The organism is Micromonospora sp. CA-259024 (genome assembly GCF_050936255.1).
GTDB lineage: Bacteria > Actinomycetota > Actinomycetes > Mycobacteriales > Micromonosporaceae > Micromonospora.
Map to the genome: position 1 here is coordinate 646,227 of NZ_JBNJND010000002.1, position 20,075 is coordinate 666,301.

18 protein-coding genes are annotated in these 20,075 nt (G+C 72.0%); 8 read left to right on the forward strand and 10 right to left on the reverse strand.

The window, feature by feature from the left end; translation table 11 throughout:
• Positions 1-27: 27 nt before the first annotated feature.
• The 7 genes from ACQEUX_RS22295 to ACQEUX_RS22325 form a co-directional block, all read right to left on the reverse strand.
• Positions 28-1,587: a trypsin-like peptidase domain-containing protein gene (locus ACQEUX_RS22295; protein ID WP_433051604.1), complete on the reverse strand. Its 1,560-nt coding sequence runs from the start codon at positions 1,585-1,587 to the stop codon at positions 28-30.
• Between the two features lie 62 nt (positions 1,588-1,649).
• Positions 1,650-3,212, reverse strand: coding sequence for a sensor histidine kinase (locus ACQEUX_RS22300; protein ID WP_433051607.1), 1,563 nt, complete (start codon positions 3,210-3,212; stop codon positions 1,650-1,652).
• Positions 3,209-3,910, reverse strand: a complete 702-nt coding sequence (locus ACQEUX_RS22305; protein ID WP_030336721.1) for a response regulator transcription factor — start codon at positions 3,908-3,910, stop codon at positions 3,209-3,211. Before ACQEUX_RS22305 ends, ACQEUX_RS22300 begins: the two co-directional genes overlap by 4 nt.
• A gap of 91 nt (positions 3,911-4,001) precedes the next feature.
• Complete coding sequence (locus ACQEUX_RS22310; protein ID WP_433051612.1) at positions 4,002-4,619, reverse strand: PadR family transcriptional regulator; 618 nt, start codon at positions 4,617-4,619, stop codon at positions 4,002-4,004.
• Positions 4,616-5,440, reverse strand: a complete 825-nt coding sequence (locus ACQEUX_RS22315; RefSeq protein ID WP_433051615.1) for a DUF4097 family beta strand repeat-containing protein — start codon at positions 5,438-5,440, stop codon at positions 4,616-4,618. The genes ACQEUX_RS22310 and ACQEUX_RS22315 overlap by 4 nt, the downstream gene beginning before the upstream one ends.
• Before the next feature lie 121 nt (positions 5,441-5,561).
• Positions 5,562-6,500, reverse strand: a complete 939-nt coding sequence (locus tag ACQEUX_RS22320) for a lysophospholipid acyltransferase family protein (RefSeq protein WP_433051618.1) — start codon at positions 6,498-6,500, stop codon at positions 5,562-5,564.
• Positions 6,497-7,288, reverse strand: coding sequence for a GNAT family N-acetyltransferase (locus tag ACQEUX_RS22325; RefSeq protein WP_433051621.1), 792 nt, complete (start codon positions 7,286-7,288; stop codon positions 6,497-6,499). Before ACQEUX_RS22325 ends, ACQEUX_RS22320 begins: the two co-directional genes overlap by 4 nt.
• A 160-nt stretch (positions 7,289-7,448) precedes the next feature.
• On the opposite strand from ACQEUX_RS22325, the gene ACQEUX_RS22330 reads away from it, so the two are divergent.
• The 7 genes from ACQEUX_RS22330 (at position 7,449) to ACQEUX_RS22360 (ending at position 17,676) form a co-directional block, all read left to right on the forward strand.
• On the forward strand, positions 7,449-8,096 hold the full coding sequence (locus tag ACQEUX_RS22330) for a hypothetical protein (RefSeq protein ID WP_433051624.1): 648 nt from the start codon (positions 7,449-7,451) through the stop codon (positions 8,094-8,096).
• Between the two features lie 142 nt (positions 8,097-8,238).
• Positions 8,239-9,174 (forward strand): ABC transporter ATP-binding protein, encoded by a 936-nt coding sequence (locus ACQEUX_RS22335; RefSeq protein WP_433051627.1) that lies wholly within the window; start codon positions 8,239-8,241, stop codon positions 9,172-9,174.
• Positions 9,171-9,995, forward strand: a complete 825-nt coding sequence (locus ACQEUX_RS22340; RefSeq protein WP_433051630.1) for an ABC transporter permease — start codon at positions 9,171-9,173, stop codon at positions 9,993-9,995. Before ACQEUX_RS22335 ends, ACQEUX_RS22340 begins: the two co-directional genes overlap by 4 nt.
• Before the next feature lie 280 nt (positions 9,996-10,275).
• Positions 10,276-14,037 (forward strand): multifunctional oxoglutarate decarboxylase/oxoglutarate dehydrogenase thiamine pyrophosphate-binding subunit/dihydrolipoyllysine-residue succinyltransferase subunit, encoded by a 3,762-nt coding sequence (locus ACQEUX_RS22345; protein ID WP_433051633.1) that lies wholly within the window; start codon positions 10,276-10,278, stop codon positions 14,035-14,037.
• A 114-nt stretch (positions 14,038-14,151) separates the two neighbouring features.
• The gene (locus tag ACQEUX_RS22350) at positions 14,152-14,334 is read left to right on the forward strand and encodes a DUF6104 family protein (RefSeq protein WP_433051636.1); all 183 of its coding nucleotides are present in this window, start codon (positions 14,152-14,154) and stop codon (positions 14,332-14,334) included.
• A gap of 160 nt (positions 14,335-14,494) precedes the next feature.
• A complete protein-coding gene (gene pta / locus ACQEUX_RS22355; RefSeq protein ID WP_433051639.1) occupies positions 14,495-16,564 on the forward strand; it encodes a phosphate acetyltransferase in 2,070 nt (689 codons plus the stop codon).
• A complete protein-coding gene (locus ACQEUX_RS22360) occupies positions 16,561-17,676 on the forward strand; it encodes an acetate/propionate family kinase (protein ID WP_433051642.1) in 1,116 nt (371 codons plus the stop codon). The genes pta and ACQEUX_RS22360 overlap by 4 nt, the downstream gene beginning before the upstream one ends.
• A 12-nt stretch (positions 17,677-17,688) precedes the next feature.
• Here ACQEUX_RS22360 and ACQEUX_RS22365 read toward each other — a convergent pair whose 3' ends face one another.
• Positions 17,689-18,327, reverse strand: a complete 639-nt coding sequence (locus tag ACQEUX_RS22365; protein WP_433051645.1) for a hypothetical protein — start codon at positions 18,325-18,327, stop codon at positions 17,689-17,691.
• A gap of 17 nt (positions 18,328-18,344) precedes the next feature.
• A complete protein-coding gene (locus tag ACQEUX_RS22370; RefSeq protein ID WP_433051648.1) occupies positions 18,345-18,512 on the reverse strand; it encodes a hypothetical protein in 168 nt (55 codons plus the stop codon).
• Between the two features lie 156 nt (positions 18,513-18,668).
• Between ACQEUX_RS22370 and ACQEUX_RS22375 the strand changes: the two genes are divergently transcribed.
• Positions 18,669-19,565, forward strand: coding sequence for an alpha/beta hydrolase family protein (locus ACQEUX_RS22375; RefSeq protein ID WP_433051651.1), 897 nt, complete (start codon positions 18,669-18,671; stop codon positions 19,563-19,565).
• A gap of 53 nt (positions 19,566-19,618) precedes the next feature.
• On the opposite strand, the gene ACQEUX_RS22380 is transcribed toward ACQEUX_RS22375, so the two are convergent.
• On the reverse strand, positions 19,619-20,053 hold the full coding sequence (locus tag ACQEUX_RS22380; protein ID WP_433051654.1) for a MerR family transcriptional regulator: 435 nt from the start codon (positions 20,051-20,053) through the stop codon (positions 19,619-19,621).
• Positions 20,054-20,075 lie beyond the last annotated feature (22 nt).

The following is a 20,075-nucleotide window of genomic DNA, read 5'->3' on the forward strand; positions in this document are numbered from 1 at the left end:
GAGGGAGGAAGCAGGTTCAGATGTCTGTCAGGACGTCTCGGCGAGCGTCACGGTCACCGACTTCTCGACGCCGTTCCGCTTGAACTGCACCTCGACCCGGTCGCCGACCTTGCCGGCCTGCACCGCGCCGACCAGGTCGTCCGAGTCGTTGACCGGCTTGTCGCCGAACCGGGTGACGACGTCGCCGCGCTGGAGGCCGGCCTTCTCGGCCGGGCTGCCCGGGGTGACCGACGCGACGAGCGCACCGCCACCCTCGGCCTGGTTGACGCCCACCCCGAGCGACGGGTGGCTGACCTTCTCGCCGCGCTGGAGCTTGCCCGCGACGTCCTTGGCCTTGTTGCTGGGGATGGCGAAGCCCACGCCGATGTTGCCGGTGCTCTGCCCGGAGGTCGCGATGGCGGTGTTGACACCGATCACCTCGCCCCGGGTGTTGACCAACGCTCCACCGGAGTTGCCGGGGTTGATCGGGGCGTCGGTCTGGAGCAGCCCGGAGATCGAGCTGACGGCCTGGCTCTGCTGGCTCGGGTCCTGCGGCTGGCCCTCGCCGGCCCGGATGGTGCGGTCCCGGGCGCTGAGGATGCCGGAGGTCACCGAACCCTGCAGGCCGAGCGGGCTGCCCAGGGCGAGCACCTGGTCGCCGACCTGCATGGCGTCGCTGTCGCCGAAGGTGGCCGGCTTGAGGTTGCTCACCCCGCTGGCCTTGACCACGGCCAGGTCGGTCTTCGGATCGGTACCGATGATCTTCGCGTCGGCGGTCTTGCCATCAGCGAAGACCACCCGCACGGTGTCACCAGCGGCGGAGGCGACCACATGGTTGTTGGTCAGCACGTACCCGTCGGCGCTGAGCACCACCCCGGAGCCCTCGCCGCTGTCGGTGGTGATCGAGACGACGCTGTCCTGCACGGACGCGGCGATCTTCGGCAGGTCGGCGCTGTTGAGCACCGGGGCCGCCGAGTAGGTGCGGGTGATGCCGCCACCGTCCCCGTCGAGGGCGAGCGCCAGCGCGCCGCCGGCCACGCCGGATCCGAGCATCAGGGCGAACACGGCGACACCGGCACCGGCGAACTTGGCGATCCGGCCCGGCCGAGGGCCGCTGCCGGGTGGCGCGACCTGCGGGCCCCACGGAGGGACCGGCTGCCCCGGGTGCTGGGCGTGCTGCCCCGGGTGCTGGGCGTGCTGCTGGTGCGGTGGGTACGCCACGCCCGGCTGGCCCCCGCCGGCCCAGCCGGACTGCTGGCCCGCGTACCAGGAGGTGCCGGGGTACTGGCCGGCGTTCGGCTGCGGGTAGCCGCCCTGGCCGGGCGCCGGGTAGCCGGAGACCGGGTACGGCGGCGCGGAAGGAGTGGCGGTCGGCGGCTCGTACCCGGTCGGCTGGGCGGCGGGCGGCGCGCTGGCCGGCGGGCCGGCCTGCGCGGCTGCCGTGAGCTGAGTGGTCTGCGTGTCGTCCGTGGTCGAAACGACCGGGACGGGGGTGGTCGGGGAGTCGGACTGCACGCGCTCGTCGCGCGGCAGCTCGGCGGTGGGGTGCGACGGCTCGGCGTCGGTGGGGGCCGGCTGGCGCTGCGGGTCGGACTCGAACTCGGTCATGGCACTACCTTCTCCCCCGGCACTGCAATCAACCTGGAACCGTCCTGGAAGTTGGCTGAAAGTCACTCGCCCGCTCCGTCGACCTGTGGCAGCAGCGGCAGCCGGACCCGGAAGGTGGCCCCACCGCCGGGTGTCTCGGCCACCTCGACCGAGCCGTGGTGGGCAGCGACCAGCGCCGCCACGATGGCCAGACCGAGACCGGTGCCGGTGTTGCCGTCGGCCCGCCGGGTACGCGCCGCGTCGGCCCGGTAGAACCGCTCGAAGACCCGTTCGGCCTGCTCCGCCGAGAGGCCGGGGCCGGTGTCGGCCACCTCCACGACGGCGAAGCCACCCGGTTCGGCACGCAGCCGTACCCGGATCTCGGCCTCTGGTGGGGTGTGGGTGAGCGCGTTGGTGACCAGGTTGCCGATCACCTGACGCAGTCGCGCGTCGTCGGCGGAGACGACGAGCGGGCCCGACCCGGGCTCGATGTCCAGCTCGATCCGCCGGTCCGGGGCTATCGCCCGCGCCGCCTGCACCGCGTCGGAGGCGAGCACCGGCAGTTCCACCGGGGTCAGCGAGAGCGGCCGTTCCCGGTCCAACCGGGCGAGCAGCAGCAGGTCCTCCACCAGCAGCCCCATCCGGGCCGCCTCGTCCTCGATCCGGCGCAGCAGACCGGCGGTCTGCTCCGGCGCACGGGCCGCACCCTGCCGGTACAGCTCGGCGAAGCCACGAATGGTGGTCAGCGGAGTCCGCAGCTCGTGGGAGGCGTCGGCGACGAACTGCCGCATCCGCTCCTCGGAGCGGATGGCCCGCGCCTCGGACGCCTGAGCGGCGGCCGCCGCATCCCGGGCGGCGCTCTCCGCCCAGCGCGCCGAGGTCTCCGAGGCGGCTCGGGCGGTGAACGCCGCCTCGATCTGGGTGAGCATCGCGTTCAGCGCACGGGAGAGCCGGCCCAGCTCAGAGGTGGGATGCTCCTGCCCCTGCTCCGGGTCGGGCACGCGCCGAGTCAGGTCACCGCCGGCGATCGCGGCGGCGGTGCGTTCGATCTCCACCAACGGTTTGAGACTGGTCCGGACGATCGCCGCGCCGACCGAGGCGAGCAGGATCAGCACCGCCCCGCCGACCAGCAGGTCGATCCAGGCCAGTCGCTTGACGGCAAGATCGACATCGGTCAGGTGCTCGCCGATCGCCGCCATCTGCCCGCTGGGCAGCTCGGTGTAGAGCATCCGCCAGCGCACCGAGCCGTCCCGGGCGCGGACGGTGAACGGGCTGCCCTCCTGGGCCTTCTCCTGCGCTTCGAACCCGGCCGCGTCGCTGGGCCACGGCGGCAGATCGCTCTCCGTGAAGCGGGACTTGTCGTACGCGAAGTCCTGGACCTTCCCAGTGGTCGGGCTGGTCAGCACGACCACGTAGTCGCTGGGCAGCGAGACACGGTTCGACGACGGCATGATGGACTGGATCCGGTCAGCCGACTCGTGCAGCTCGAGGTCGATCTGGTCGACCAGGTAGCTGTGCAGGAAGTACGCGGTCGAAACGCTGATCACCACGAGGGCGCCGGAGACCAGCGCCAGCACCGCGGCGACCAGCTTGATCCGCAGTGGTACGCCCCGCAGCCGTCCCTTCGCCTGCTCGACCGCGTTCACGCCGCCGGCTTGCGCAGCACGTACCCGACGCCGCGGAGAGTGTGGATCAGCCGGGGTTGGGTGGTATCGACCTTGCGCCGCAGGTACGAGATGTAGGACTCGACGATGTTGTCGTCACCACGGAAGTCGTAGTTCCAGACGTGGTCGAGGATCTGCGCCTTGGACAGCACCCGGTTGGCGTTGAGCATCAGGTAGCGCAGCAGCTTGAACTCGGTCGGCGAGAGCTGCACGCGCTGGCCGGCCCGGTGCACCTCGTGGGTCTCCTCGTCCAGCTCCAGGTCGGCGAAGGTGAGCCGGGACGGGGCCTGCTCGCCGGTCGTGGTGCGGCGCAGCACGGCGCGGATCCGGGCGGTCAGCTCCTCCAGGCTGAACGGCTTGGTGACGTAGTCGTCGCCGCCCAGGGTCAGCCCACGGATCTTGTCGTCGGTGGCGTCCCGAGCGGTCAGGAAGACCACCGGCGTACGCGTGCCGCCCTCGCGGAGCATCCGGATGACCTCGAAGCCGTCCAGGTCCGGCAGCATCACGTCGAGCACCACCAGGTCGGGCCGGTGGTCCTTGGCGGCGTTCAGCGCGGCGCTCCCACTGGTCGCGGTGGCCACGTCGAAGCCCGCGAACCGCAGGCTCGCGGAGAGCAGTTCGAGGATGTTGGGGTCGTCCTCGACGACGAGCAGTCGCGCCTCGGTCTGGGTAGCGGGCATGCGCCCATCATCGGTGACGTCACTGCGTCGGCGCTGGACGCTTCCTGCAAAAAACCTGTGAGTACCGGCCGCCCTCTTCCGACGACGTCGGTCAGCGCAGCAGGCGGCGCAGCCCGTCCAGGGCACCATCGATCAGCCGGATCGCGGTGCGCAGCTGAGTGTCACTGAACTGCCGGGCGCGTACCAGCCGGCCCACCTCGGCCGTGAACGCGGTCAGCCGCTGGTCGAACTCGTCGAGCAGCGCGGCGTGCGGCCCCGCGGCCGGTGCCGGCGGGGACGGCGGCGCCGACGCGGGCGCCTCCCACCGGGAACGGCGGGTCTGCCGGGTGGCCTCGCTCAGCTCCCGTTTGAGGTCGCGCACGGAGCCGCGCACCTCGCTGCGGATCTCGCCGGCCAGGGTGGAGAGGTCCGCTACCGAGGCCGCGATGTCGGCCTCCAGCGCGGTCAGCTCGTCGGTCCGCTGGCGCAGCTCGGCACGGCCGGCGTCGGTGATGTCGTACGTCTTCCGGCCACCGGCGGCGGTGTGGCTGACGAGGCCCTCGGCCTCCAGCCGTTGCAGGCGGGGGTAGATGGTGCCGGCGCTGGGCGCGTAGAGCCCGAGGAACCGGTCCTCCAGCAGGCGGATCAGCTCGTACCCGTGCTTCGGGCCGTCGTCGAGGAGCTTGAGCAGGTAGAGCCGGAGCCGCCCGTGGCTGAACACGGCGGTCACGGCAGCTCCTCCCCATCGTGGTCGACCGCTCGGGCGAGCAGGGAGATGCTCCCCGAGGTCGCGGAAGCCCAGAGCTTACCGTCGCCGTCACCGAGCACTCCCTCACTGCTGGGCAGTGGGAACGTCGAGGTGCGCACCTGCGGGAAGCCGCTGGTGATCCGGCCCGAGGCGGTGTGCAGCCGGACGGCGAGGTCGCTGTCCTCGCGGACCCGGACGGTGATGCTGCCCGAGATGCTGGTCAGCCGGATCTCACTGTGCCGCGGATTGTCCAGATCGCAGGTGATGGCGCCGGAGACGGTCTGCGCGCGTACCCGGTCGGCGGCGCTGTCGGCGAGGATCACCTCCCCGGAGACGGTCTCCAGGGTGAGGTCGCCGCGGACGCCGAGCGCCTCCACCGGCCCAGAGGTGATCTTCGCGGAGGTGCTGCCACGCAGGCCCATCAGGGTGATCTGGCCGGCGGTGACGTGGACCGTTGTCTGCCGGCGCAGGCCGGAGACGACCAGCGAGCCGGCGACCAGGCCCAGGTCGGCGAGGACGTCGGCGGGCACGGCGACGGAGACGTCCACCCGCGGATAGCGGTGGATCGACCGGAACCACCGCAGGGCGCCCGCCCAGCCTCGGCCGCGCTCCTGGCGGATGCGGAGCAGGCCGTCCGTGTGATCGATCAGGACCGGCCGACGGCCGACCTGGGTGATGTCGATGCGACTCGGGCCGTCGGTGGCGACGACGTTGAGTCGTCCGCTCACCAGGCGGACGTCCAGCCGGGTGACCCGATCGTCCAGAGTGAGCCGCTGCGGGCTCTCGACCGTCCATCCGGCCATGGCGTCCCCCTCTCGACGACGCGCGGACACGCGCCTGACAGGGAGCACAGTAACGCGATACATCGCGACAGCACAAGATAGGTCGCGAGTTGGTCGTCATCGTGCCTGGCGCTGTCCCCCGTCAGGCCGCCAGGCCCAGCTCACGACCGGTGACCGTCGTCGGCACGGAAACGTCCGGGGTCACCGTCGGCACCGGTCGCAGCCGGGCCGGCGCTACGACACCCGCCCTGGGCAGCAGGTGTACGGCCGACTCGGCGGCCCGGGCCAGCAACCGCCGGTCGGCATCACGGGCCGGGTGCAGCGCGGCGGCGATCGTCACCGAGACCACCAGCTCCCGCGCCGCGACCACTCGGGCCACCGACCGCAGCAGGGTGTCCGCACCGAGGAAGGCGGCTGCCGTGGTGGTCGTCCCGGTGGCCTCGCAGCGGTAGGCGAGCCGCAGCGGCACCACCGGGCTGCCCGTGTCGATGGCCGCCTGGAACGTCGCCGGCCGGAAACCGCCGCCAGGGCGACAGTCGGCTGCGCCCTCACCAGCGCACCAGGTCGTACCCTCCGGAAAGACCGCCACCGACCGGCCGGCGCGCAGCGTGGCGGCGACCCGGCCGACCGTGGCCGGCAGCGCCCGCGGCCGGGAACGGTCCACAAAGACCGTGCCGGCCGCCGCGGCCAGCAGACCGAGCACCGGCCAGGAGCGGATCTCCCGCTTCGCCACCATCCGGGTCGGCGCGACGGCCAGCACCGCGAGGATGTCCAGCCAGGAGACATGGTTGGCGACCAGCAGCGCACGCCGCCGGGGCAGCCGACCCCGGACCACGAGGCGGAGGCCGAAGGCGCGCGCGGTGGCGCGGGCCCAGCCGCTGACCAGCGCCTGCCGTTCCCGGGTGGGGAGCACGGGCAGCAGCACCACCACTCCGATCCCGGCCAGCAGCATGCCGAGCGCGGCGACCAGCCGGAGCACCCGGCGGGCCATCGGCACGGTCGGCACCTCTCCGGCCACCGGCAGGCACTCCTCGTCGCAGCCCGAAGAGGGCCGCCACAGGTCGTGCGGGGCGGCGGTCACCGCTGCTCTCCGCCCAGGAAGTGGCGCAGGTAACGCGGGTTCATCCGGTCCAGCGAGAAGAGCACGTAGAAGTCCGCGCACCCGAAGTCAGGGTCGTACGACGGCTCGCCGCAGATCCACGCGCCGAGCCGGAGGTAGCCACGCAGCAGCGGCGGCACCGCGACCCGCCCGGCCGGTTCGGCGGGGGCGACCAGGGCAGCTGCCGGGGCGATAGTGGCAGCCGGCTCGGCGAACCAGGGCCGCAGCGGGCGGACCCGCAACGGCGGGGGCGACAGGTGCCGGGCCTGGGCCTGGGCCCACACCTCGGCGACCGTCCGCCCACCGTCGGCCACCGGCACGGAGGCGCAGCCGCCGAGCCAGCGGGAGCCGCGCAGGTGCAGGTAGCGGGTGAGCCCAGCCCACATCAGGTTGATCACCGCGCCGGAGCGGTGGTCCGGGTGCACACAGGACCGGCCCGTCTCGACCAGGTCGTCGCGGAGCGGGTCGAGCGCGCCGAGGTCGAACTCGTCCTCGGCGTACCGCCGCCTGGTGCGGCCGGGCGGCAGCAGCCGGTACGTGCCGACCACCTCGCCAGTGCTGTCCTCGCGGACGATCAGGTGGTCGCAGTACGCGTCGAAGGGGTCCACGTCCAACCCGGCCTCGCCGGGGAGGAGGGTGGCGCCGAGTTCAGTGGCGAACACCTCGTGGCGCAGGCGTTGCGCGGCCGCGACCTGGGTGGGGTCGTCGGCGATCAGCAGGGTGTATCCGCTGGTCGTCAGGGGTGCGCCAGCGGCATGCAGAACGGCCATGGGATCTGTGTAGGTGCCCGGGTTGCCATTCACGGGGACCACCGGTGTCAACCGGATGAACGCCGGCAGGCGAGACCGCTAGCGACACCGGCCGGTGACCGTGCGAGGCTGCCCGGGGCGGGCCGGCGAAGGCGCCGGCACGCCCCACCGGAGGTCGACGATGCGCATCGAGTCCCGCTACAACGGGCCCGCCGGCTCCGGCAACGGCGGCTGGAGCGCGGGGGTGTTCGCCGCCGCGGCGGGCGGCACCGGCCCGGTCGAGGTGACGTTACGCCGGCCACCACCGTTGGAGACCGAGCTGAGTCTGGCCGACGGCGAGGTCCGTGACCCGGCCGGCGAGCTGGTGGCCGAGGTACGCCCGGCCGAGGTGGTGGATGCCGTCGTACCCCCGGTCGACCTGGACACCGCGGTGGCTGCGGCGGCCCACTACCCCGGCCTGGTCGAGCATCCGTTCCCCGGCTGTTACGTCTGTGGACCGCAGCGGGCGGACGGGCTGCGGATCTTCCCCGGCCGGCTGCCGGACGGGCGGACCGCCGCGCCGTTCCGGGCGCCCGAGCAGGTCAGCGCAGCCACGGTCTGGGCGGCACTGGACTGCCCCGGCGGTTGGACGGTGCTCGCGCCGGGCCGCCCGTACCTGCTGGGCCGGATCGCCGCCGTGGTCGCGGCGCTGCCCAGGCCGGGCGACGAGTGCGTGGTGACCGGGGCGCTGCTCCGCGTCGACGGGCGCAAGGCGCTCGTGCACACCAGCCTGTACGGCCCGGACGGGGCGCTGCTCGGCTCGGCCCGAGCAACCTGGATCGCGCGCTGACCGTCGGCCGTCGTCCACAGGGAGGAGCCGCCTCCGCCCTGAGACGGACCAGAACATACGGACCGCGCCTGATTGACCTTGTTGCCACGGGCCGCCACGCTGTGCCACGGCGTACCTCGACGCCATACGCGGGAGGAGAACGATGACTGACGGGCAGCGAAGCCCCACCAGCGACGGTCAGATCGTGGTGTCCGGTCTGACGAAGCAGTACAAGAACGTCCGGGCGGTGAACAACCTGTCCTTCACCGTGGCGCCGGGGCGGGTGACCGGCTTCCTCGGCCCGAACGGCGCCGGCAAGACCACCACGCTGCGCATGCTGCTGAACCTGGTCACGCCCACCGCCGGCACGGCCACCATCAGCGGCCACCGGTACGCCGACCTCACCGATCCGCTGCGGCACGTCGGCGCGATCCTGGAGGCGTCCAGCGCGCACAAGGGCCGTACCGGCATCAACCACCTGCGGGTGATCTGCGCGGCGGCCGGGCTGCCCAAGCAGCGGGCCGACGAGGCGCTGGCCCTGGTCGGTCTGACCCCGGCGGCGAAGCGCAAGTTCAAGGGCTACTCGCTGGGCATGAAGCAGCGGCTCGGCATCGCCGCCGCGATGCTCGGCGACCCCCGGGTGCTGATCCTGGACGAGCCGGCCAACGGGCTCGACCCGGAGGGCATCCGGTGGATGCGTGGGTTCCTCAAGAACCTCGCCCACGAGGGCCGTACCGTGCTGGTCTCCAGCCACCTGCTGTCGGAGATGCAACTGCTCGCCGACGACGTGGTGATCATCGCGGCCGGGCAGTTGATCCGGCAGGGGCCGGTCGACCAGGTTCTCGGGTCGATGGCGCAGGGCGCCCAGGTCCGGGTCCGCACCCCGCAGGCCGAGGCGCTGACCACCGCGCTGAAGGCGCAGTCGGCCACCGTCGACACCGGCGAGCAGGGCGTCCTGCTGGTCAGCGGGGTGGACGCCCCGACGATCGGCCGGGCCGCCCTCGCGGCCGGCGTGGAGCTGCACGAACTGACCACCGAACGGCCCGACCTGGAACGGGTCTTCCTGGAGCTGACGGCCGGAAAGGCGGGCATCCGATGAACCTCGTCCGAGCCGAACTGCTCAAGATCCGTACCACCAACACGTGGTGGATCTTCGCGCTCATCAGCCTGCCGCTCTGGGCGCTCACCCTGCTCATCAACTGGTTGCAGTCCGACGCTCTCACCAGCAACAACATGGGTGAGCTGTCGAGCGAGCAGGCCGCCCAGTTCGAGGCGGCGGCCCACCCGGACGCGCTCTCGGCGAACCTGTTCACCACCGGGCAGTTCTTCGGCCTGCTGATCGTGATGCTGCTCGGCATCATCGTGGTGACGAGCGAGTTCTTCCACCAGACGGTGACCACCACGTTCCTCACCACGCCGCACCGCACCGCGGTGATGAGCGCCAAACTGGCCGCCGCGAGCGTGCTGGCGCTGCTGTTCTGGCTGGTCACCACCGCGCTCAACCTGGTCGCCGGCGCGGCGGTGCTGAACGCGGTCGGTGTGGGCTCGCAACTGGGCAACGACGCGGCCTGGCGGGCGATCGGGTTGAACCTGCTCGCGTACCTGCTCTGGGCCGTTTTCGGCGTCGGCATCGGCGTGCTGATCCGCAGTCAGATCGGTGCCACCGTGACCGGCATCCTGCTCTACCTGGGTGGTTCGATCGGCGCCATCGTGGTGATCAGCATTCTGGCCGCCCGCTGGGGTGACTGGATCAACAACCTGCAACTGCTGGTGCCGTCGCTCGCCTCGTCGCTGATGGTCACCGGGGCGGACATCCCCGGCAACCCGCCGCGCTGGGCGGGCGCCGTCGTGCTGATCGGGTACGCGGTGGTGACCGGCCTGGTCGGCACCCTGCTGATGCGCCGACGCGACATTTCCTGACCGGGCGGCCCGGGGTGGCGGCGGCACGGCCGGCGCCCCGGGCCGCTTCGGCCGTCGGGCCCCGCGACCTTGCGGCGCCGGCCCTACCAGTCATCGGAAAGACCCGCAGGACTTGCTGAACTTCTGGCATCTTCTGTGAAACCGGCCACGGGACCGAGGCGGAAATGCCTGCGGGATCGGTACGGCGTAGCCTGGGAGCCGTCCAGTCCGCGCTTTTCATCGAGCGCGAGGGACAAACCGCGTGCCATACAAACCCGCGTGAAAGAGGCGATTACCGGCCGTGTCGACCCAGCAGACTTCGCAGGAGAACCCACTGGCGGGTTTCGGCCCGAATGAGTGGATCGTCGAGGAGATGTACCAGCGGTACCTCGCCGACCCAACGAGCGTCGATTCGGCCTGGCACGACTTCTTCGCCGACTACCGGCCGGCGCCGGGCGCGGGCACACCGCGCGGGACCGAGCCGTCGGAAAAGCCGACCGCCGCCCCGGAGCCGGACGGCCAGCCCGAGGCGGCCGCCACGGTCAGCCAGCCGAGCGCCACGCCCCAGCCGGCGACCGCGAGCAAGCCGTCCGCCGCCCAGCCGGCACCGACCAAGCCCACCGCTGCCGCGCCGGCACCGGCCAAGGCCGCCCCGGAGAAGGCCGCCCCGGCCAAGCCGGCTGCGAAGCCCGCCGCGCCGACCGCCGACGGCCCGCAGACCACGCCCTTGCGGGGTGTCGCGGCGAAGATCGTCCAGAACATGGACGCCTCGCTGAGCGTGCCCACCGCGACCAGCGTGCGCGCGGTCCCGGCCAAGCTGCTGGTCGACAACCGCATCGTGATCAACAACCACCTCGCCCGTGGGCGGGGTGGCAAGGTCAGCTTCACCCACCTGGTCGGCTACGCGATGGTCCGGGCGCTGGTCCAGCACCCCGAGATGAACAACTCCTTCGCCGAGGCCAACGGCAAGCCCGCGGTGGTCCGCCCGCCGCACGTCAACCTCGGCATCGCGATCGACCTGGCCAAGCCGGACGGCACCCGCAACCTGGTGGTCCCCTCCATCAAGGGCTGCGAGCAGATGGACTTCCGGCAGTTCTGGCAGGCGTACGAGGACGTGGTCCGGCGGGCGCGGCGCAATGAGCTGACCATGGAGGACTACTCCGGCACCACCATCTCGCTGACCAACCCGGGTGGCATCGGCACCGTGCACTCGATGCCGCGGCTGATGCAGGGGCAGAGCGCGATCATCGGCGTCGGCGCGATGGAGTACCCGGCCCCCTACCAGGGCATGTCCGAGGCCACCCTGGCCGAGCTGGCCGTCAGCAAGATCATCACGCTGACCAGCACCTACGATCACCGGATCATCCAGGGCGCGCAGTCCGGCGAGTTCCTCAAGGTGATGCACGAGCTGATCCTGGGTGAGCACAGCTTCTACGACGAGATCTTCACCTCGCTGCGCATCCCGTACGAGCCGGTGCGGTGGATGCGCGACGTGGCGGTCAACTCCGAGGGTCAGATCAACAAGACCGCCCGGGTGCACGAGCTGATCCACGCGTACCGGGTGCGCGGTCACCTGATGGCCGACACCGACCCACTGGAATTCAAGATCCGCAAGCACCCCGACCTGGACGTCCTCCAGCACGGGCTGACCCTGTGGGACCTGGACCGCGAGTTCCCGGTCAACGGCTTCGCCGGCCGGCAGCGGATGAAGCTGCGCGAGATCCTCGGCGTGCTGCGCGACTCGTACTGCCGCCGGGTCGGCATCGAGTACATGCACATCCAGGATCCGGAGGAGCGGCGCTGGATCCAGGAGCGGATCGAGCGCAAGTACGAGAAGCCGTCCGCCGACGAGCAGAAGCACGTCCTCAACCGGCTCAACGCCGCCGAGGCGTTCGAGACCTTCCTGCAGACCAAGTACGTCGGCCAGAAGCGCTTCTCGCTGGAGGGCGGCGAGTCGCTGATCCCCCTGCTCGGTGAGGTGCTGGAGTCGTCCGCCGAGGGCGGGCTGGACGAGGTCGTCATCGGCATGGCCCACCGGGGTCGCCTCAACGTGCTGGCCAACATCGTCGGCAAGCCGTACGAGAAGATCTTCTCGGAGTTCGAGGGCCACCTGGACCCGCGCTCGACGCAGGGCTCCGGCGACGTGAAGTACCACCTGGGCCAGAACGGCAAGTTCACCACCCCCGACGGCGAGCACGCCGTCAAGGTGTCGGTGGTGGCCAACCCGTCGCACCTGGAGGCCGTCGACCCCGTGCTGGAGGGCATCGTCCGGGCCAAGCAGGACCGGATCGACCTCAAGCTGGAGGGCTACACCGTGCTGCCGCTCGCGGTGCACGGTGACGCCGCGTTCGCCGGGCAGGGTGTCGTCGCCGAGACGCTCAACCTGTCGCAGCTGCGCGGCTACCGCACCGGCGGCACCGTCCACGTGGTCGTCAACAACCAGGTCGGCTTCACCACCGCCCCGGAGTACAGCCGGTCCAGCCTCTACAGCACCGATGTGGCCCGGATGATCCAGGCGCCGATCTTCCACGTCAACGGCGACGACCCGGAGGCCGTGGTCCGGGTGGCCCGGCTGGCCTTCGAGTACCGGCAGACGTTCAACAAGGACGTCGTGATCGACATGGTCTGCTACCGCCGGCGGGGGCACAACGAGGGCGACGACCCGTCGATGTCCAACCCTCAGATGTACAAGATCATTGACTCGAAGCGCTCGGTCCGCAAGCTCTACACCGAGGAGCTGATCGGTCGCGGCGACATCACCGTGGAGGACGCGGAGGAGCTGCTGCGCGACTACCAGGCGCAGCTGGAGAAGGTCTTCAAGGCCACCCGCGACGCCGCATCGGCACCACGCCAGCTCAACCGGCCGCGCCGCGAGGAGGAGCCGGAGCCGCAGGTCGACACCGCCACCGACGCGGCCGTGGTGAAGGCGATCGGCGAGGCGCACATCAACCTGCCGGAGGGCTTCACCCCGCACAAGCGGATCCAGCAGCTGCTCGACCGGCGGGCCAAGATGTCCGTCGAGGGCAACATCGACTGGGGCTTCGGCGAGATCATCGCGCTCGGGGCGCTGCTGCACGACGGGGTCACCGTCCGGCTGGCCGGACAGGACTCCCGCCGTGGCACCTTCGTTCAGCGGCACGCCTCGGTGGTCGACTCCCGCACCGGGGACGACTACCTGCCGCTGAAGTCGCTCACCGGCGACGGCGAGCGCTCCCGGTTCTTCGTGCACGACTCGCTGCTCAGCGAGTACGCGGCGATGGGCTTCGAGTACGGCTACTCGGTGGAGAACATCAACGCGCTGGTGGCCTGGGAGGCCCAGTTCGGCGACTTCGTCAACGGCGCCCAGTCGGTGATCGACGAGTTCATCTCGTCCGGCGAGGTGAAGTGGGGCCAGCGCTCGGCCGTCACCCTGCTGCTGCCGCACGGCCACGAGGGCCAGGGCCCGGACCACACCTCCGGCCGGCCGGAGCGGTTCCTGCAGATGTGCGCCGAGGACAACATGCGGGTGTCCATCCCGACCACCCCGGCGAACTACTTCCACCTGCTGCGCCGCCAGGCCCTGTCGCCCAAGCGCAAGCCGCTGGTGGTGTTCACGCCGAAGTCGCTGCTGCGGCACAAGCTCTGCGTCTCGTCGGTGGAGGACTTCACCACCGGCACCTTCCAGCCGGTGCTGCGCGACACGGCCGCCCCGGCACCGGAGGCGGTGAAGCGGGTGCTGCTGTGCTCCGGCAAGGTCTACTACGACCTGTTCCAGGCCCGTCAGGAGCGCGGCGTCACCGACACCGCGATCCTCCGGATCGAGCAGCTGTACCCGCTGCCGGTGGAGGAGATCCGGGCCGCCCTTGCCCAGTACCCGAACGCGGAGGACTTCGCCTGGGTGCAGGAGGAGCCGGCCAACCAGGGTGCCTGGTCGTTCGTCGCGCTCAACCTGCTGGAGCACCTCACGGACGTCCGGCTGCGGCGGATCTCCCGCCCGGCCGCGGCCGCCCCGGCGGTCGGCTCTGCCAAGACCCACGAGGTCGAGCAGACCGCGCTGATCGAGGCGGCTCTCCCCCGCCCGTGACCTGACCGCACACGAGAGCCGGGGCAGGGCCGTTCACCACGGTCCTGCCCCGGCTCCGTCGGTCCACCCGCCCACCCGCCCGGCCCGCGCCGGCCCCAGCAAGAGGACGTACCCATGTACTTCACCGACCGTGGCATCGAGGAGTTGGTCGAGCGCCGGGGCGACGAGCAGGTGACCCTGGAGTGGATCGGCGAACGTCTGCGCGACTTCGTCGACCTCAACCCCGACTTCGAAACCCCCATCGAACGCCTGGCCACCTACCTGGCCCGCCTAGACGACCCCGACGACGACGCCTAACCCCCACCCCCTCACCCCCCTCTCCCCTCCCCCGTCGATCATGAAGTTGTTGCGCGTGTCGTCGGCGGGTCGCGGCAACAACTTCATGATCGACGGCAAGAGCCCGGGGTGGGGTCGGAGGGCCCGGGCCGGCGGGTGCGCGATCTTCTAGGGTGGGGACGTGGCCCGGAGTGTGTATCTGACGAGCGTGGGTTCGGGCGGGGGCAAGTCGACCATCGCACTCGGGCTGGCGGAGTTGCTGTCCCGCCAGGTCGGGCGGATCGGCGTGTTCCGGCCGCTGGTGGCCGACAACGGTCCCGACCCGATCCTCGCCCTACTGAGCGAGCGCTACCGGGTCGAGTTGCCGCTGGCTGAGCTGGCCGGGGCGAGCTACGCCGAGGCGGCCGCGCTGGTCGCCGACGGCCGGCGCGAGGAGCTGATCTCCGCCGTCGTGGAGCGCTACCGGGCGGTCGAGCGGCAGTGCCCGGCGGTGGTCGTGGTGGGCAGCGACTTCGACGACCCTGGCGACCCCGCCCATCCCCGGGAGCTGGCCTTCAACGCCCGGCTGGCCACCGAGTTCGGCAGCGTGGTGGTGCCGGTGGTGGACGGTTTCGGGCAGGAGCCGGCGGCTGTCGCGGCTGCCGTGCGGGGGGCGTACCACGATCTGGCCGACCTGGGCGCGACCGTGCTCGCGGTGATCGCCAACCGGGTGCTCGGGCCGATGACGCTGCCCGACCTGCCGGTCCCCGCGTACGCCATCCCGGAGGTCCCGACCGTGTCGGCGCCGACGGTGGCCGAGGTGGCGGCGGCGCTCGGCGCCACCCTGCTGGCCGGGGACGACGCCGCGCTCGGCCGGGACGTGCTGGACTTCGTGGTCGGTGCGGCGCACGTGCCCACCCTGCTGGGCCACCTCACCGAGGGCGCCCTGGTGATCACCCCCGGGGACCGGGCCGACCTGCTCGTCGCCGCGAGTGCCGCTCACGTGGCCGGGCAGGTGTCGGTGGCCGGGCTGGTGCTCACCCTCGGCGAGCAGCCCGACCCCAGAGTCATGCGGCTGGTGGAGGGGTTGAACACGGGGCTGGCGGTGCTCTCCGTGCGCAGCGACAGCTACGACACGGTGGCCGCGTCCAGTCGCATCGAGGGGCGGCCCAGCGCGGCCAACCCCCGCAAGGTGGAGGCCGCGCTCGGCGCGTTCGAGCGTTGTGTGGACACCGACGACCTGGCCCGCCGGCTGCGGGTGAGCCGGTCGGCGCGGGTCACCCCGCTGATGTTCGAGAACGAGCTGATCGACCGGGCCCGCTCGCAGCCCCGGCACCTGGTGCTGCCGGAGGGCACCGAGGAGCGGATCCTGCGCGCGGCCGAGGTGCTGCTCCGTCGTGGAGTGGCCGAGCTGACCCTGCTCGGCCGGCCGGACGACATCGCCCGGCGGGCCCGCGAACTGGGCATCGACGTCAGCGGCGCACACGTGGTCGACCCGGTCACGAGTGAATGGCGGGACGACTTCGCGGTCGAGTACGCCAGGCTGCGCGCCCACCGGGGCGTCACCGCCGAGTTGGCGCACGACATCGTGGCCCAGCCCAACTACTTCGGCACCCTGATGGTGGCCACCGGACGAGCCGACGGCATGGTCTCCGGCGCCACGCACACCACCGCCGCGACCATCCGACCGGCTTTCGAGATCATCCGTACCGTGCCGGACGTCTCGGTGGCCTCCAGCGTCTTCTTCATGCTGCTCGCCGACCGGGTGCTGGTCTACGGCGACTGCGCGGTCAACCGCGACCCGGACGCCGCCCAGCTCGCCGACATCGCGATCTCGTCGGCCGACACCGCCGCCCGGTTCGGGATCGAGCCCCGGGTGGCCATGCTGTCGTACTCCACCGGCAGTTCCGGCGCCGGCGCGGACGTGGAGAAGGTCGCCGCGGCAACCGCGCTGGTCCGGGAACGCCGGCCCGACCTGCTGGTCGAGGGGCCGATCCAGTACGACGCGGCGATCGACCCGGCGGTGGCGGCGACGAAGCTGCCAGGCAGCCCGGTCGCCGGTCGGGCCACGGTCTTCATCTTTCCGGACCTGAACACCGGCAACAACACGTACAAGGCGGTGCAGCGCTCCGCCGGGGCGGTCGCCGTCGGCCCGGTCATGCAGGGCCTGCGCCGACCGGTGAACGACCTGTCCCGCGGCGCCACCGTGCCGGACATCGTCAACACGGTGGCGATCACCGCCATCCAGGCGGCCGCCGAGGAGGCCTCATGAGTCGGGTGCTGGTGCTCAACTGCGGGTCGTCGTCGGTGAAGTGGCGCCGCTACGACGGCGACCGCGTGCTCGACCACGGCACCGTCGAGCGGGTTGGTGAGCCCGGCGGCGGCCCGGCGGACCACGCCAGCGCGGTCCGGCAGATCCTGGACGGGCTGGACCTGACCGGGCTGGCGGCGGTGGGGCACCGGGTGGTGCACGGCGGCCGCAGGTTCACCGCACCGGTGCTGCTCGACGACGCGGTGCTGGCCGCGATCAAGGATCTGGTCCCGCTCGCCCCGCTGCACAATCCGGCCAACCTGGCCGGCATCGAGGTGGCCCGCGCGGCGCTGCCGGAAGTCCCGCAGGTCGCCGTCTTCGACACCGCGTTCCACCACACCCTGCCGGAGGCCGCCGCGACGTACGCGATCGACCGGGACACCGCCGAGCGGTACGGCATCCGCCGGTACGGCTTCCACGGCACCTCGCACGCGTACGTGTCCCGCCGCACCGCCGAGCTGCTGGGCCGCCCGTACGAGCAGCTCAACACGATCACCCTGCACCTGGGCAACGGGGCCAGCGCCTGCGCGGTGGCGGACGGTCGCAGCGTCGCCACCTCGATGGGTATGTCCCCGTTGGAAGGGTTGGTGATGGGCACCCGCAGCGGCGACCTGGACCCCACCGTCGTCTTCCACCTGCGCCGGGAGGGTGGGATGTCGGTGGACGACATCGACGATCTGCTCAACCACCGCAGTGGCCTGCTCGGGCTGACCGGTGTCAACGACATGCGCGAGGTGCTCCAGCGCCGGTCGACCGGCGACCGGGCGGCGGAACTGGCCTTCGACGTGTACTGCCGGCGGATCACCGGGTACGTCGGGGCGTACTACGCGCTGCTCGGCCGGGTCGACGCCATCGCCTTCACCGCCGGGGTGGGCGAGCACGCCGCGCCCGTCCGGGCCGCCGCGCTGGCCGGCCTGGAGCGGCTCGGCATCGCCGTGGACTCCGCCCGCAACGACGGCGACGGCGACCGGGTGATCTCGCCCGACGGCGCCGAGGTGAGCGTCTGCGTCATCCGCACCGATGAGGAACGGGAGATCGCCCGGCAGACCCGGGACGTGGTCGAGGGCAACTGACGGCCGGCCGGCTCAACTACGGGGGTTACGGCGACGGCGACGCCGGGCACTGACGGTACGCCGGACCCGGTCCCGGCCAGGCCCGCGTTGGACGGGCGCACGCGTCGGCGTCCGGTCCGGCAGGGTGGCCACCCACACCAGGCCGCCGCCGACCACGGCGAAGACCAGGCCGAACGGGATGCCGCCCCAGGCGTTGAGGACGAAGACCGAGTCGTCGGTGTTGCCGTTCTCGGCGAGGAACTCCTCCGGGTGCTCCGGGTCGACCCACACCCGCATCACCGTTGGCGGCTCCTCCGTGCAGCCGCCGGCGGAACCACAGAGAATCCGCTCGGAATACCGAACGCCCTCGTAGTCGTACCCGACTCGGATGGTGTCGGTGCCCCCACCACGGCCGCTGTTGTCGCGGCGAGCGCTCACGTCGGCCTGGACCTGCACACCCTCGGCCCGCAGCCGTTCGGCCTTCGTGTGCAGGTGCCACTTGTAGCTGGCGATGCTGGTCGCGTACGTCAGGCCGGCGAGCAGCACCGCGACGCCGAGCAGAACCGGAGATCGACGGGCGCGTCGCAGGCGGGCGAGGATGGACGGTGGGGGGATGGCAGCGGTGTCGTCCCCCTCTGGTGGGTTGGTCGGCACGTCAACCCGGCCCGGCACGCTCAGCGCGGCGGGGTTTAGGTGAGCCAGACGACGAGGGCCACCAGCACGACGACGACCGCTACCACACCCACGATCAGAGGGATGCGGGAGGGGGCCTCCGTCGGTGCCACGGCCTCCGGCGTCTCGGTGAACGCACGGAACGCCTCGGTGTTGCCGCTGGGGTCGGTGTAGTTCTCAGGCATGTCGGTGACCCTAGCGAAGCAGGAGTTCGGGCACCGCCCCCGGCCCACGCCGTCCCAGGACCGACCCGGCCGGCGGAGCTGGCCCGACCGGGTGGCGAATGCAGCCAGACCGGACGGCGGGGTCGCTACCCACATCCGGGCGCCTACCGTGGAACGATGGGGGCGGGACGGCTGATCGCCGTACTGGTGACGGCGCTGCTGGCCGGCTGTGCGCCCGCCACGGCCGTGGCGGGCGGGTCCAGCGGCCCGCCGTCGGCGCGTCGGGCGCCCGAGGGGTCGTACGCCGTCGGCGTGCGTACGCTCACCCTCGATCCGCGCTCGACGCGCCCCCTGCCGGTGACAATCTGGTATCCGGCGGCGACCGACGGGGTGGCGGCCGGGCGGTTCCCGGTGGTGATCTACAGCCACGGGCTGGGCAGCCGTCCCGCCCTGCACGCCGGTCTGACCACCCGCTGGGCGGCGGCGGGTTTCGTGGTGGCCGCCCCCGCGTTCCCGCACACCCGACAGGGCGCGGCCCACTTCACCCGGGCGGACGTCCGTAACCAGCCGGCCGACTGCTGGCGGCTGATCCGGCACCTGGGCCGTCTCGACCGGGACCCTGCGGATCCGCTCGCCGGCCACCTGGACCTGACGGCGATCGCCGCCGCCGGGCACTCGGCGGGCGGCTTCACCACCTCCGGCATGTTCAGCGAGGGGCATCCGGCCCGGTTGCGCTCCGGGATCGTGATCGCTGGCGGTGGCCTGCCGGGCAGCTTCGCCGGGCCGGCCGCGCCGGTGCTCTTCGTGCACGGCACGGCCGACCCGGTGGTGCCGGTGACGGTCGGCCGGGCCGCGTACGGGCGTACCCCCGGCCCGGCCGTGTTCCTCAGTCTGCTCGGGCAGGACCATGGCGCGTACCTCACGCCAGGTCACCCGGGTTTCGCCCCGGTCCTCGCCGCGACCACCGACTTTCTCCGCTGGACCCTCTACGGCGACCAGGCGGCCGGTGCGCGTCTCCCCGCCGACGCCCGCGCCGCCGACCTGACCACCTACGAGTCCCGCCCGGCCCGCTGACCCGGCTGCCGGCCGACACTGCGGCTCGACCTGTTCGCCGCCGACGGTGGGGGTCAGTTCCGCGTACCTGGGTCGGGGTGGTGCCGGTCGACCGACGGCGGGTGCCGGTCCTGGTCGAGCAGATCCTCGTACACGCCGACCTTGAACGTGATCAGGTCCAGGCACTCGGTGAGTCTGCCGATCTGGGTGGTGACGTGCCCGTGGTGCTCGCGGAGAAGCGCGAGACGTTCCTCCTCGTTGCCAGCGCCCTCGCGGACGAGGTCGGCGTACCGGCGGAGTGCGGGCAGCGGCATGCCCGAGGCGCGAAGGATGATGCAGACGGTCAGCCAGTCCACGTCGTCCTGGCTGTAGATACGACGCCCGCCGGGCCCGCGGCGCACGGGGCTGACGAAGACGCCCTCCTGCTCGTAGAAGCGGAGCGCGTGCACGCTCAAGCCGGTGCGTTCGGCGACCTGTCCGATGCTCAGATTCGCGGTGACCTCAGCCATGCCGAGCAGGGTAGCGGGGTTG